The sequence below is a fragment of the Halalkalibacter wakoensis JCM 9140 genome, from assembly GCF_000513095.1.
GTDB classification, from domain to species: domain Bacteria; phylum Bacillota; class Bacilli; order Bacillales; family Bacillaceae_D; genus Halalkalibacter; species Halalkalibacter wakoensis.
Genome location: NZ_BAUT01000018.1, coordinates 51,129 through 66,300, shown reverse-complemented (window position 1 = coordinate 66,300; position 15,172 = coordinate 51,129). Strand labels below are relative to the sequence as shown.

The window sequence follows — 15,172 nt, the reverse complement described above, 5'->3', positions numbered from 1 at the left end:
GGGTGTTTTCTTATGCTTTTGTATTTAGGTTGGAATGAAAGGTGATACGTTCCATTGCGCTGCAGCCACTCGCTTTCCGCAGGGAGGTGTCTCGCCTCTACCTCTATTTCCCGCAGGAGTCGAGCGGCTTCCGCTTCATTACACTAAGAGCATACCTTTGAATAGTGACTTTCTTTTGCGAAACTAACTACCTTGTTAATCTGATAAACGGATTTTCGAACATTTTAGATTTTGTATTGTAAAATTTCTTTTTAACGAACTTTTGTATGTGTGGCATTAACGATGATACTTTTACTATAAATTCCTATAAAAGGACTTAGCATAATGGTTTCTTCAAGAAATAAAATGACTGTATGGTTGATAAAAATTAACATTCATACTGTAGTTAAAAGGAATTTGAAAAGAATTAAAGGGCTTTTTACGTTGTTTCTTCTATTTTCTGTTGATCGTTGAAGAGAAGAAAATTTCTATTCTCCCTCTCATCAAAGCGGACGGGATCGGGGCCGACTCCTGCAGGTGCGTGCCCCCATCCCGGGAGCGAGTTCCAAGCTGCTTTTCAAGGCTACTCTCTTTAAATGACAATAGCCTGTCGACTGTCCCACTTTGCGAGACTCTGACGACAGGCTGAAGGTTTATTAAAAGCTCGGATTCACTCTTACCTTTTCTATTTTCTCAAACGCTGCAGCAACTTTAATGAGCTTATGTTCTGTGAAAGCTTTACTCGTAAATGTAATTCCCACTGGTTCTCCCTCTTCTGTATAACCGGCAGGCACCGTAATCGAAGGATAACCCGCTTTGGCTGGGATACCGGCTCCAAGATTGTTAGGGAAAATAAGCAAGTCCAAATCATGTTGTGCTAGAGCAGCATCAATGCCATTCTCTTTAGAATGATATTGATCAAATTGAAGCGCTTCTAAATAGGCAGCCTCTGTCAATGTCCCGCTTGTTTGTTCCGACTTGGTTAACAATGACTGTCCATATTTCAGCCTACGCTCGGGGTCTTCTTGGTTAAAGCGAATAACATCATTAAGAGTATGGACTGGGAGATTTGGGCTTACTCCTTGCAAATACGCATTAAGGTTTGCTTTAAATTCGTATACCAACACATCAATGGTAAAGTTCTCTTTTACTGATGGTATAGTTGCATCCTCAATAATGGTTGCACCATTTTCTTGAAATTTCTGTATCGCGTTGTTTAAAATTGTTCCCTTCTCTTCTGGTAAGTCTTGAAAATATGGTTCTCTTACAACACCCATACGCACTCCTTCTAAAGAAGGATCTTCAAGCGCGTTTAAAATCATTTCTTGTGTCAATGGATTCTTTTTCGTCACGATATCGTGCTCATCTTCTCCCATGATAGCAGCTAGTACATAGGCCGCATCCTTGACCGAACGCGTCATCGGGCCTGCTGTGTCTTGAGTGTGGGAGATCGGGATAATCCCGTGGCGGCTAACTAGACCAACTGTTGGCTTAATACCCACCAAACTATTTTGACTAGAAGGACTTAAAATCGATCCAGATGTTTCTGTGCCAATCGCTGCAGAAGCTAAATGAGCGGCAATTGCTGCACCAGATCCTGAGCTTGATCCTCCAATCTCAAACTTCCCAACTCCATAAGGATTCTTCACTTGTCCTCCTCTAGAACTGTAACCACTTGGCATATTCTCCGTCGACATGAAATAAGCCCACTCAGACATATTGGTTTTTCCTAAAATAATCGCTCCCGCTTTTCGTAACTGACGAACCAAGAAGGCATCTTCACTTGCATAATGGTTCGCTAACGCTAAGGACCCAGCGCTCGTATGAAGCTTATCTTTTGTATCAATATTATCTTTTAATAATATGGGAATGCCGTGAAGATGACCTCTACCCTTTCCTGTTTTTCGTTCTTGATCCAAAACCTCTGCCATATGTAAGGCATCTGGATTTACTTCAACAACAGAATTTAACGTTGGTCCAGATTGATCAATCTTGGCAATTCGCTCTAAATAAAGCAAGACAAGTTCCTTTGATGTTACTTCACCATTTTCTAATTTTTCTTGAAGATCATCTATATCCGCTTGTAAAAACCAGTCACTTTCGATTTCTCTTAATTTTGGATTCACCATATAAACCCTCTTTCTATACAATCTATTTGTATTATACGAAATCACGGCTCATAAAGAAAAGAGGGAGACCACTTGATCTCCCTCTCACTTCCTTATACGGTTTTCTTTTTCCAAAGCCCTAGTATAGCCATCGTCACAATCGCTCCAGCTAAGATCGCTAAAAGATACATGAACCAACCACCTGATACTAAGGCGATAACGAAGATCCCACCATGCGGAGCCGGCAAGCCAATTCCGAATACTGCCGTAAGACCACCTGCCACAGCTGCACCTGCAATACAAGCAGGAATCACTCGACCAGGATCAGCGGCTGCAAACGGGATCGCCCCTTCTGTAATAAAGGAAGCTCCTAAAATGTAATTTGTCTTTCCAGCTTCTTGCTCTTGCTTCGTGAATTTATTCTTAAAGAACGTTGTTGCTAAGGCAATTCCTAATGGAGGTACCATTCCACCAGCCATAACAGCTGCATGTGGACCAAAGTTCCCTGCATCAATCATCGCAATACCAAATGTAAAGGCCGCTTTGTTAATAGGACCTCCCATGTCAATCGCCATCATTCCACCAAGGATAATACCTAGTAATACCATGTTTGTTGTACCCATACCGCCTAACCAGCCTTCAAGACCACGGTTAATAGCGCTAAGTGGGGTTACTAAAAGCAACATAATCATACCTGTGAAGAAAATGTTCAAGACAGGGTAGAACAGAATGGTTGTAATTCCGCTTAAAGACTGCGGCAATCCAGCCAATAATTTTTTAACTAATAACGCAATGTAACCACCTAGGAAACCGGCAATCAAACCACCTAAGAAACCAGCATCACCATTTACCGCAATCAAACCACCGACCATACCTGCAGCAAAACCAGGACGATCTGCAATACTCATCGCAATAAAGGCAGCTAAAACAGGAATCATTAAAGCAAAGGCACTACCGCCACCAATATCCATAAGCATTTGAGCAAATTGATTATCAAGATCGATATCAATTAAGAAGGAAAGCGCGATGAGAATACCCCCACCGACAACAAATGGAAGCATGTTGGAAACACCGTTCATTAAGTGCTTATAAAAGCCTCCGCCTGCTTTTCCTTTTTCTTCATTTCCTTGATTACTTGAGTCTCCAGACCCTTTATAAACTGGAAAATCTCCAGTTTTGGCTTTTTCAATCAGCTCTTTTGTACGACGAATGCCATCTGTTACTGGGCCTTCATGGACTTTTTTACCAGCAAAACGATCCATATTAATCTTCGTACTTGCCGTTACAATAATGGCTTTTGCATTTTCAATTTCTTCTGGTGTTAATTGGTCTTTCACCCCACCAGAACCATTTGTTTCAACTTTTATGGACAATCCTTGTTTTCTAGCTTCGTCTTTCAATGCATCAGCTGCCATGAATGTATGAGCAATTCCAGTTGGACAACCTGTTACAGCTAAAATGTCATAGCCACCTTTTGTAGCAGGTGCGCTTTCAGCTTCTTCTTTCGCTTTATGCTCTTCCTCTTTACGATCAATAGCTGCTACGATATCTGCTTCTGTTTTCGCCTCTAATAAAGATGTACGGAAAGATTCATCCATTAAGAATGTAGACAGTCTAGATAGTGTAGCAAGATGCGCTTCGTTCGCTCCAGCTGATGCTGCAATCATAAAGAACAAATGGTTGGTTGCCCATCAAGCGCTTCATAATCCAATCCACCTTCTGAACGTCCGAACGCAATTGCAGGTGTTTTAACGGCTTCACTTTTCGCATGAGGAATCGCAATTCCATCGCCCAAGCCCGTTGTACTTTGCTCCTCCCTTGCAAGAATCGCCTTTTTATACTCTGTTGCATCCGCTAGTTTTCCTGCTCGGTCTAATTTGCCAACAAGCTCATCAATTGCAGATGACTTATCTGTTGCTTTCATATTTAGAACAATTGTATCTTTTTTCAAAAGATCTGAAATTCTCATGTTCTACTCATCCCTTTCCATTACTACAATATTTATCTCTTTCATTAACGCTTCCACGTCTTCTCTTGTTGCAAATCCTTTAGAGAATGCAGTAGCACTTCCAGTCGCTACAGCAAACTTAAAGGACTGTTCGAGATCCATTTGTTCAGCTTTTGCTGCGATAAATCCAGCTACAACAGAATCTCCTGCTCCTACTGAATTTTGCACAACTCCCTTTGGTGTATTCGCAAATAAGATCTTGTCAGTTGTACCTAAAATAGCACCATCCCCAGCAAAGGAAACCAACACATACGTAATGCCTTTTGCCAGTAACTCACGTACATAAGGAACCGCATCATCAGGTGTTTTTAACTTAACTTGAAACAAATCGCCAAGCTCATGATGATTTGGTTTAATAAAAGTTGGCTTGTGCTTAAGCACCTTATTCATCGGTTCGCCACTTGAATCTACAAATACGTCTGCTTTCTTTTTTCGTGCTTCTGTACAAAGAACTTCATAAATGTCAGCTGGAATCGTTGCCGGCACACTTCCAGCAAGAACTAACACATCACCTTCATTTAATAGCTCTAATTGCTGTTTCAATTGTTCAATATGTTCCTCTGTAATTTCAGGAGAAGCACCATTTATCTCTGATTCTGTGTCACTTTTTATTTTGACGTTTATTCTTGTATCTCCGTTCACTTGAATAAACCTTGTACTTACCTGCTCTTGTTCAATAACTTCTTTTACATAATGACCTGTAAATCCGCCAATGAATCCAAGTGCTTCACTTTCATGCCCAAGTCTCTTTAATACCCTTGATACGTTAATGCCTTTTCCACCTGGAGCTTTGTGATCATAAGTTGAACGGTTCACCCCTCCTTCATTCCATTGTTCTAGTTGAACAAAGTAATCAAGTGCGGGATTTAATGTAACGGTATAAATCATAATGAAGCCACCTCTATTGTTGTCTTTTTCCGAAAATCGCGCATGTACTCCTCATCTAGTAACGTGCTTGTTACAATCATGGCGTCTTCCACGTTTGCAAATTTACTAAACGAAACTTCCCCAAACTTTGAATGATCGGTCAATACATAGGTTTGACGAGATCGCTTCATAGCATTCTCTTTTATAAAAGCCTCTTCTGGATCAGGAGTTGTATAGCCATCATGAAGGCTTATGCCATTTACTCCAATGAAAGCCTTGTCAAATCGAAACGATTCAATGGTTTGGATTGCAGAACGCCCAACAAAGGCTCGTGTACCAGACTTCACGTATCCCCCAACCACATGGGTTTCAATTCTGGAATCAATAAGCAACGAGATGTTCGTTAAACCATTTGTCACGACCACAATATCTTTGTCTTTCAAAAAGGGAATCATTTCAACTGTGCTTGTTCCTGCGTCAAGAAAAACACAATCTCCCTCTTCTACAAACGATGCAGCCAATTCAGCAATCTTTCTCTTTTCATGACTGTTTTTGATTGTTTTTTCTTCGACTGTTGGCTCATCTAATTTCTTTTGAAAAAGTGTTGCACCACCATGAATACGCTTTAATTTCTTCGCTTGTTCTAGTTCAGTCAGATCTCTTCTTATCGTTGATTCAGAGGCATTGGTTTCATCTACAAACTCTTGAATTTTAACAGTACCTCTTTCTTTTAATAGAGAGAGGATCATTTGATGTCGTTCCAACGTGAGCACTTTCATCACCTCACCTTATTTACAATCATAGTATACATTCAAATTCGATCAAATTCAATCAAATTCAATCAATCGTCACAAAAAAAAGTAAGCGCTATCCATTTTTTAGGATAACCCTTCAAAAAATAGATATGCTAAAAAGCCCAACGTCTGCTGGGCTTTTCTAGTTCACTATGATTTCTGTCCACTTTCAATTTCTTCAACCAACATCGATAACTCGGTCCACCGTTCAATGGTTTCTTCTAACTGTTGCTCGAGCTTTTCCTTCTCTTTCATTTTCTCTTGTATAACCCCATAGTCACTACCAGCAGCCGCAATGTCCTTCTCAACCGTTTCGATTTTCTCTTCAAGGTTCGTAATTTTATCTTCAATTTGATTCCATTCTTGCTGGTCTTTATAGGAAAGCTTTTTCCGAGGTTCTTTTTTAGCTAGTTCCTTCTGGCGCACCTCTTCTTTCCCTATTGCTTTTTCATTTTCCCATTTACTCTGTTTTTCTGTTAAATAATCGGTATAGTGCCCTTGAAATCTAGATACGATTCCATCACCTTCAAATACAAGAAGATGATCGACAACACGATCTAAGAAATAACGATCATGAGAGACCGTAATCACGACGCCTGGAAATTGGTCCAAATAATCCTCTAAAACCGATAGAGTCTCCGTATCCAAGTCATTTGTCGGCTCATCTAAAAACAAAACATTCGGTTCTGTCATTAACACTTTTAACAAGTATAACCGTCTTCGTTCTCCACCTGACAGTCGGCGAATATACGTATATTGCGTAGATCTCGGAAAGAGGAATCGCTCTAACATTTGCTCAGCTGTAATCACTTGTCCGTCTACTGTATAAACGACTTCTGCGACTTCTTTGATATAGTCAATCATTCGCAAGTCGCCATCTATTTCTTCATCTTCTTGTGTATAATAACCAATTTGGACGGTTTCACCTGTTGTAATTTCCCCTTGGTCTGGTGCGATGCGGCCTGCTAACATGTTCAGCAACGTCGTCTTTCCACTTCCGTTAGGACCTACAATCCCGAGGCGTTCTCCTTTTACAATTAGATAATCAAGCGACTTAATCAACGGCCGATCGTCGAACTCCTTCGTCACGCGTTCAAGCTCAATTACCTGCTTTCCTAACCGCTTTGACCCAATCGCAAAATCAAATTCGCCCCGGCTAGAAAAACTTTCTTCCTCTTTTAATGCTTCCACTCTTTGAATTCGAGCTTTTTGTTTCGTCGTTCTTGCTTTTGCTCCGCGTTGTAACCAAGCGATCTCCCGGCGCAAAATGTTCGCACGTTTTTGATCCCTTTGTGCCTCTTGTTGTTCTCTTTCTGCTTTTTTCTCAAGAAACGTCGCATAATTTCCAACATATTTAAAAAGCCTTCCTTGATCTAACTCATACATATGGTTCGTTACTCGATTTAAAAAATAACGATCATGTGTGATCAGCAAGATCGAGCCTTTGTAATTAGAGAGAAATGTCTCGAGCCACTCAATGGTTTCATGATCAAGGTGGTTCGTCGGCTCATCTAAGAGCAGCAAATCTGCTGGTTGAATCAATGCCTTCGCGATGGCAACACGTTTTTTCTGACCACCGGATAATTGCTTGATTTTTGCCTCAAAATTCGTAATTCCAAGTCTTGAAAGAATCGTTTTGGCTACTGTGTTAGCTTCCCACGCATCAAGTTCATCCATTTTTTGCTGCCATTTCATATATTGTTTCTGAGATTCACTGCTTTCTGGATTTTTTTCAAATAATAATAAACTCTGTTCGTACGCTCGCATCGTTGACATTACTTTTGATTCACCATAATAAATTTGTTCCATTACAGTGAGGTCGTCTTGTAACTCTGGTTGTTGTGGCAAATATTCGATTTGAAAATCATTCGCATGTATTTGCTCACCTTTATCGGCTGATTCAATTCCAGCTAGGATTTTTAAAAGAGTTGATTTTCCTGTTCCATTTACACCAATAAGACCAATTCGTTCTTTTTCACCGATTGTAAATGACAAGTGATCAAATAATGTTTTGTCTCCATACGTTTTCGTTAGTCCTTCTACTTGTAGCATACTCATCTTTTTTCCGCCCTTTGTGTTTTACTTATGTTCCTATTTTAGCGTAACATTCCTTGTCTTGCATCTACTTGCGACGTTTTTGAATACGTTGTTGGGATTTAGCGGTTACCCCTTTCTATGTTCGTTCCATTGCGCTGCAGCACTCGCTTTCCTCGGGGAGGTGTCGAGCCTCTACCTGAGGCCACTGAAAAAGTGCTCGTTTACTTTGGACTTGAAAGGGAGCTTTGCCCTCGCTCCCGGGATGGGGGGCACGCTTTCCGCAGGCGGGCGTTGAACTAACCGGCTCCGCCGGTGGATTTCAACCTGCCCTTCCCTCCTGCAGGAGTCGGCCTCCCCATCCCGTCCGCTTTGTTGAGAGGAACGATAGAAATTACCTACTCTAACAATCTTAAAACGAATAAAGGTATCATCGTTGTTGCCACACTCACACATACAAAAGCTCATTTTAGTTGGTTTTTTGCTTGAGAGTTTGAAAAGCTGATACTAGCAGGGGAATGACACGGAGACTCCTGCGGGAGCAGTGACCCACGTGTGAGACCCCGCAGGCGACAGCCGAGGAGGCTCACCGGGCACCCGCGGAAAGCGGAGTGTCATTCCCCTGCGGCTGGTTACCCGGTGAATATGTGACGAAAACAAAAAAGAAAGTGCTCCAAAATCATGAGACTCGGAACACCTCCTCTATACACTTACAAAAAAGCTAATAACCTCTTTCCTGATAAAAATAATTCGGCTTCATAATTTCATCTTCATAATCTTTATGAAAGATATGCGTTGCGGCAGAGGACATCGGGGGAATTAGCCAGGACCATGTGCCTGTTAGTTTTCTTCCTTGTCCTTTTTCTCTTTCTTCAAACTGTTTAAATTGCTTTGCAGCCGTATGATGGTCAACAATGCTCACTCCTGCTTTTTTAAACGAATGAAGCACAGCTGCGTTTAATTCAACGAGCGCACGGTCTTTCCATAATGTTGAATCTCTCGTTGTATCATATCCGAGTAGAGAAGCAATCTTTGGAAGCATGTTGTATCGTTTTTGATCAGCTAAGTCCCGAGCTCCAATTTCCGTCCCCATGTACCAGCCATTAAATGGAGCCGCTTCATAGGTAATACCTCCAACTTCTAATTTCATATCAGAAATAAAAGGAACACCGTACCACCGCATTTGCAGAGAGGAAAGTTCCTCTTCTGTCGGATGGTGAATGTCCACTTCTAACACGTACTCTTTTGGAATTTCAAACAGTTTTGGCTTTTGTTCTTTTATTTGGATGACTAATGGCAATACATCATAAGGGGTTCTATCCCCTTTCCAACCAAGAGACTCACAAAACTGCGTAAAATGAATGGAATCCGGATCTCCAATGACTCCATCTTCCGTTTCATAGCCAGCATACCTTACCAATTGATGATTTAGTATTCGTACAAAACCTGACTTAAAAACCGTAATGGTCGGAATGATTTTCCCTTGATTTGTCCCATATTGGAGATGAAAAACAGAGCATCCGCGATCTCTTCTTCTGTTGTGAGAGATCTCTCATCGAGCACATGCATCGATTCCCAAAATAACCGACCAATACAGCGATTGCTGTTTCTCCAAGCCATCCGTGCCCCATGAGCTAGTTCTTCATATGTATGAATATATGTACCTGTTGCTTTGATTTCTTCGTATACTTCATCTAAGCGTTTTTCATATTCGTCGCTACTTTTTCCTAATTCTTGATAGCGCGTTTGCAAAAACGTTTTCGCTTCAAGTTCTAACATACCAAACACCTCATTCGATAGTCCTTGTTCCTTCAAGAGCATTGAAAAAGGTGAAAATCAACCTTTTCTGTGCGCTCTGTTCTTAGTGTAGGCGAGATCGCTTATTTTACCAACTATTACGGCTACTTTTTCAAAAAAAAGACATGTTGTCTATAACAACATGCCTACTTAGAGAGAAGCTCTTTGATATCATCTTCTATTTTTTCCGGTGAAACCGTCGGTGCGTATCGCTCTACTACATTCCCATTACGGTCGATTAAGAATTTTGTGAAGTTCCATTTTATTTCTGAACTTAAAACACCTTTTTTCTCTTTCTTTAAATATTGAAATAGAGGATGTGCATGACTTCCATTCACGTTCACTTTAGCAAATAAAGGGAATGTTACACCAAAATTGATCTGACATGTCTCCTCCATTTGTTGATCCGTAACAGGCTCTTGATTCATAAATTGATTACAAGGAAATCCTAGGACAACGAACTGTTCCTCATGATAACGCTGATACAATTCTTCTAGCCCTTTAAACTGCGGAGCAAGACCACACTTTGTGGCTGTATTGACAATAAGCACAACTTTTCCTTTATACAACTCAAGACTTACTTCTTCGCCATTTGGCTTTGAAACCGTAAAATCATGTACACTCATTAAAACACACCATCCCTTCATTACAGCTAGTATACTGAAGCGAATAGAAAAGCACTACAAAAATGCTCTTTCTGTGTTATTTCATCCGTCTGGCAAAATCGACAAACCGAAACTTATCTGGACGGTGTCTTGATTCGGTATACTGAAACAATGTTGTATCTTCAAGATACACATGACTTTTGACTACCACGATCGTATCGTACCCTTTAAGGTCCAGGAGATCACGATCTTCATTAGTTGGCGGTTCAACGGTTATTTCTTTTTTGGCAAAACTGATCGTCAACCCTAACTCCTGTTCAATATATTCGTAAATGGAGTGCTCACAAATTTCTCGGGTTAATCCGGGAATCACGGACGATAAAAGATAATCTTTATCCAAAATGATTTTTTCATGATCAATTTCACGTACACGCTTTACTTCCCAAATCAGTTCCTGTTCTTTTAATTGAAAATGGTCTAAAAGATGTGAACTCATTTGTTGTTCGGTTAGTTGAATCACGTCTGTTCTTGCCCTTTTTCCCATTTTATTTGCCAATTCATGAAAACTAACTAACCCTGATATTGGAAAATTTATTTTCTTCACATCCAGAACAACAGAACCTTTTCCTTGCATTTTTTGAATATACCCATGTTCTGAGAGCAATTTTAATGCTTTGCGAATCGTTTCTCTAGATGCTTCATACGTCACAGCTAGTTCGTTTTCAGAAGGAAGCAGCTCAGAAGCTTGTAATATTCCATCTTGAATTTGTTGTGCTAACTCATCATAAATGATTTGAAATTTGCTTTTATTCATCATACCACCCAGCTAAAGTGTACCACGATTACTTGCTGTAATAAACGAGTGACTCATAAGGACGTAGCTTAATTTCATTTTCTATTACCTTATTTGCCTCGTCATAGTTCGCTAAAAGAACCTTACTATCAGCTAAATCCTTTTTCCACTCATCTGGCACAGCAAACGTCGCTTCTTCCCCGTAAAAATTATTAATGACTAATGCTTTTTCATCGCCATTGACACGCTCATATACAAAAAGCTTTTTATCATCCTCTACAAGTAGACGATACGTTCCTTCCGTAAACAGAGCATACTCTTTTCTAAGTTGTATCAACTTTTTATAGTGATAAAATACAGATGATGGATCAGCTACAGCTTGTTTTGCATTGATTTCTGTATAGTTAGCCGCTACCGGAATCCAAGGCGTACCAGTGGTGAACCCAGCATTTGCTTCATCGTTCCACTGAACAGGAGTACGGGAATTATCACGAGATTTTCGTTTGATGATCTCCATGATCTCGTTATCTTCCATTCCTTTTTCCTTCATAATGTGATAATAATTTAGCGTTTCAACATCGCGGTAGTCTTCAATTGACTCAAAACCAGGGTCCGTCATCCCAAATTCTTCACCTTGGTAAATATACGGTGTTCCTTGCATAAGGTGAATCGTGGTTGCTAGCATTTTTGCTGACTCTTTATGGTAGGTTGTATCATTTCCGTAGCGTGTTACGACTCGCGGTTGATCATGGTTGCACCAGAATAACGCATTCCACCCTCCCCCTTTACTCATTTCCACTTGCCACTTGGTTAGAATTTGCTTTAAAGCTTGGAAATCAAATTCACCAATTGCCCATTTCTCTCCATTCGGATAGTCAACCTTCAAATGGTGAAAATTAAAGGTCATGCTTAATTCGTTACTCTTTGGATTCGTATACTGGATGCAATGCTCAATAGATGTTGATGACATTTCTCCGACTGTCATACTATCGTATTTCGATAGCACCTCTTGATTCATTTCCTTCAAAAATTCATGGACTCTTGGGCCATCTGTATAAAATTTACGTCCGTCCCCCGGAGCAACACTGCCATCATCATTTGGGAATGATTGATCCTTTGAAATTAAGTTGATCACATCAAGCCGGAAACCATCAATTCCCTTTTCAAACCAGAAGTGCATCATGTCATAAACATGCTTGCGTAACGTTTCATTTTCCCAATTGAGATCTGCTTGTGTTACATCAAATAGATGCAAGTAGTATTGACCTGTTTTTTCATCATACTTCCATGCATTCCCACCAAATTTCGATTGCCAGTTCGTTGGTTCTTCTCCATCTACAGGATCTTTCCAAATATAAAAGTCACGATACGGATTATCTTTTGATTGCTGTGATTGCTTAAACCACTCATGCTCTGTTGAAGTATGGTTCACAACCAAGTCCATAATAAGTTTCATACCACGAGAGTGAGTTTCTTCAAGCAATTGATCAAAATCATTCATCGTCCCGTATTCTTCATGGATCGAATAATAATCGGAAATATCATATCCATTATCTTTTTGAGGAGATGCGTATACCGGTGTTAGCCACAGAACATCCACCCCTAGCTCTTTTAAGTAATCTAGCTTCTCGATGATTCCTTGTAAGTCACCTATTCCATTTCCTGTTGTATCATTGAAACTCTTTGGGTAGATCTGATAAACAACAGACATTCTCCACCATTCGTTCATTTCAAAACACCTTCCTTACATGCCAGTAGTATCTTCTCTTGTTTAGTATCTTCACTTTTGTCTAATAAATCATAGTCTGACAAAATGAATCAAAAACTGTTACTTGTATATACAAGTAACTTTACTTTGTTTTTCGTTTCATTTCAACCATAACTTACAAAAAAAGCACACCAAATGATGTGCTTTTTGCTGTCTATTTTTTTACGGTTACGACTAATAAATCTGTTTCTGCTCTTGTAGCATCTTGTTTTTTGCTTTTCTCCATGGCTTCAACCACTTCATCCGTGTTTGTCACGATGATCGGAGTAATCGTACTTGCAGCTTTTTCACGAATAATATCAAGATCAAAAGCGATTAATTTATCGCCTCGCTTTACTTTGTCACCCGCTTTAACGAAAGCCTCAAAACCTTCCCCATTCAAGTTTACGGTCTCTAAACCAATATGAATTAGAACCTCTACACCTGATTTCGTTTTAATCCCTACAGCATGCTTCGTTGGAAAAACTTGAACAATTTCTCCATCAACAGGACTGACTACTTCTCCTTCTACTGGATCAATGGCCATTCCATCGCCCATCATTTTTTGAGAGAACACTGGATCAGGAACCTCTGAAAGTTCAAGAATTTTCCCTGTTAATGGTGCACTTACTGTTTCTACTGCTGGTTCTTTTTTCCCAAATAGACTTTTTAACACACTATACACCTCTTTAAGAAAACAAAGCTGCCCGCTCCCCTCTCTTACAAGAAGTATTTAGACAGCCTCATTTCACTTTATTTATTTTCCTAAACGCTTATATGCGTTAATACCCATCTTAGTTTTTGCTAAAACCATCGTTAATATGATTGGAACAACAATGGCAACGAGCATCGAAACAGCAAACACTAGCATGTGATGCACCTGAATGGACAAGATCCCAGGTATCCCACCAACACCGATTGAGTTAGCCATTACTCCACTTCCAACGGAGATAATCGCTGCTAACGCAGAACCAACCATAGCTGCAAGGAACGGGAATACATATCGTAAGTTTATCCCAAACATCGCTGGTTCAGTAACACCGAGATAACAAGAGATCGCAGCTGGTACAGACACTTGCTTCTCTTTTTCATCTCTTCTGTTTAAGATAATCATCGCTACAACAGCTGAACCTTGTGCAATGTTCGATAAAGCAATCATCGGCCATAAATTCGTACCACCAAATTCACTCATTAGCTGTAAGTCTATTGCATTTGTCATATGATGCAGCCCTGTAATAACTAGTGGCGCATAAACAAATCCAAATAGTGCAGCAAATAACCAACCAAATGCTGATGTTAAACCCGAATAAACAACATTAGAAATCCAAGAGCCAATCGTCCAACCAATCGGTCCTAACACAACATGTGCAACCAAAACAGCAGGAATTAAAGCAAAGAATGGAACAAAAATCATGGATACTACACTTGGAATGACTTTACGTAATCCTAACTCTAAATAAGCTAGAACAAAACCGGCTAAAATAGCTGGAATAACTTGTGCTTGATATCCAATCATATCCACTTGCGCAAATCCAAAATCCCAAGCTGGAATCGCATCTGAACCTGGTACACCGTATGCATTTAATAGCTGCGGAGACACGAGCGTAATCCCTAATACAATCCCAAGGATTTGCGTTGTTCCCATTTTTCTTGAGATAGCCCATGTAATCCCAACAGGCAAGAAGTGGAATATCGCTTCACCAATCAACCATAAAAACGAGTGAACACCAGCCCAGAATTGAGAAACTTCTACTAGAGTCTGTGTTCCACCATTCATCATGTTAATTTCGCCAATTACATTTCTAAAACCTAATATAAGACCCCCAACAACAAGCGCAGGAATTAATGGCGTAAAAATATCCGCAAGATGTCCGATTAAACGTTGTAATATATTCATGTTTTGTTTTGCTGCTTGCTTTGCTTCATCCTTCGAAGTATCACCAACTCCAGCTATCGCTGTAAATTCATTATAAAAAGAAGCAACTTCATTTCCAACGATCACTTGAAACTGACCAGCTTGAGTGAACGTTCCTTTCACAATGTCAATCTCTTCTACTTTTTTAATATCTGCCTTTTTCGGATCGTTTAATACGAACCGCATTCTTGTCGCACAGTGAGTAACAACAGAAATGTTTTCACTTCCTCCCACGTGTTCGAGCAACTGTTTGGCAGCATCCGTATACTTGCTCATTTTTTATCCCCCTTTTAGGTGCATCTTACAACTATTTGTATATACAAGTTTAATTGTTTGCGTTTTCATTCTAACTTGTATGTACAAGTGTGTCAACACTAATTTTTTGATTTTTTTTAGCCCTAGCTCTCTTAACACGAAGTATTGCAATCATTAACTTATTTTGTGACGTTTCAAAAGTTCTATTCATTAAAAGAGGTGCCTGACCAAGTAGTTTCGATTACATAAATAAGGGGCTATCTCAAAAGT

9 protein-coding genes and 2 pseudogenes are annotated in these 15,172 nt (G+C 40.0%); all 11 read right to left on the bottom strand.

Annotated features, from left to right (window positions below; genetic code table 11):
• Positions 1-635: 635 nt before the first annotated feature.
• The 11 genes and pseudogenes from JCM9140_RS09590 to treP all read right to left on the bottom strand — a co-directional run bounded on the left by JCM9140_RS09590 (position 636) and on the right by treP (position 14,923).
• On the bottom strand, positions 636-2,108 hold the full coding sequence (locus tag JCM9140_RS09590) for an amidase family protein (RefSeq protein WP_034745379.1): 1,473 nt from the start codon (positions 2,106-2,108) through the stop codon (positions 636-638).
• A gap of 92 nt (positions 2,109-2,200) precedes the next feature.
• Positions 2,201-4,056, bottom strand: a pseudogene (locus tag JCM9140_RS09585) (PTS fructose transporter subunit IIABC).
• Positions 4,057-4,059: 3 nt separating this feature from the next.
• Positions 4,060-4,983 (bottom strand): 1-phosphofructokinase, encoded by a 924-nt coding sequence (gene pfkB / locus JCM9140_RS09580; protein WP_034745377.1) that lies wholly within the window; start codon positions 4,981-4,983, stop codon positions 4,060-4,062.
• A complete protein-coding gene (locus JCM9140_RS09575; protein WP_034745389.1) occupies positions 4,980-5,735 on the bottom strand; it encodes a DeoR/GlpR family DNA-binding transcription regulator in 756 nt (251 codons plus the stop codon). Before JCM9140_RS09575 ends, pfkB begins: the two co-directional genes overlap by 4 nt.
• 171 nt (positions 5,736-5,906) lie before the next feature.
• Positions 5,907-7,814: an ABC-F family ATP-binding cassette domain-containing protein gene (locus JCM9140_RS09570; RefSeq protein ID WP_034745375.1), complete on the bottom strand. Its 1,908-nt coding sequence runs from the start codon at positions 7,812-7,814 to the stop codon at positions 5,907-5,909.
• Between the two features lie 697 nt (positions 7,815-8,511).
• Positions 8,512-9,569, bottom strand: a pseudogene (locus JCM9140_RS09565) (nitric oxide synthase oxygenase).
• Positions 9,570-9,733: 164 nt separating this feature from the next.
• Entirely contained in the window at positions 9,734-10,213 is a 480-nt protein-coding gene (locus JCM9140_RS09560; protein ID WP_034745373.1) for a glutathione peroxidase, read from the bottom strand.
• A gap of 76 nt (positions 10,214-10,289) precedes the next feature.
• Positions 10,290-11,006, bottom strand: coding sequence for a trehalose operon repressor (treR, locus tag JCM9140_RS09555; protein ID WP_034745371.1), 717 nt, complete (start codon positions 11,004-11,006; stop codon positions 10,290-10,292).
• 28 nt (positions 11,007-11,034) lie between these two features.
• Complete coding sequence (gene treC, locus JCM9140_RS09550) at positions 11,035-12,714, bottom strand: alpha,alpha-phosphotrehalase (protein ID WP_034745369.1); 1,680 nt, start codon at positions 12,712-12,714, stop codon at positions 11,035-11,037.
• A 193-nt stretch (positions 12,715-12,907) separates the two neighbouring features.
• A complete protein-coding gene (locus tag JCM9140_RS09545; protein ID WP_034745367.1) occupies positions 12,908-13,408 on the bottom strand; it encodes a PTS sugar transporter subunit IIA in 501 nt (166 codons plus the stop codon).
• Between the two features lie 81 nt (positions 13,409-13,489).
• Positions 13,490-14,923 carry a PTS system trehalose-specific EIIBC component gene (gene treP, locus JCM9140_RS09540; protein WP_034745365.1) on the bottom strand — a complete coding sequence of 478 codons (1,434 nt, stop codon included), beginning with the start codon at positions 14,921-14,923 and terminating at the stop codon, positions 13,490-13,492.
• Positions 14,924-15,172: the final 249 nt, after the last annotated feature.

Coding starts and splice junctions, on each gene's coding strand:
- JCM9140_RS09590 (WP_034745379.1), bottom strand. CDS start 2,108: ATGGTGAATCCAAAATTAAGAGAAATCGAAAGTGACTGGTTTTTACAA.
- pfkB (WP_034745377.1), bottom strand. CDS start 4,983: ATGATTTATACCGTTACATTAAATCCCGCACTTGATTACTTTGTTCAA.
- JCM9140_RS09570 (WP_034745375.1), bottom strand. CDS start 7,814: ATGAGTATGCTACAAGTAGAAGGACTAACGAAAACGTATGGAGACAAA.
- JCM9140_RS09560 (WP_034745373.1), bottom strand. CDS start 10,213: ATGAGTGTACATGATTTTACGGTTTCAAAGCCAAATGGCGAAGAAGTA.
- treR (WP_034745371.1), bottom strand. CDS start 11,006: ATGAATAAAAGCAAATTTCAAATCATTTATGATGAGTTAGCACAACAA.
- treC (WP_034745369.1), bottom strand. CDS start 12,714: ATGAACGAATGGTGGAGAATGTCTGTTGTTTATCAGATCTACCCAAAG.
- treP (WP_034745365.1), bottom strand. CDS start 14,923: ATGAGCAAGTATACGGATGCTGCCAAACAGTTGCTCGAACACGTGGGA.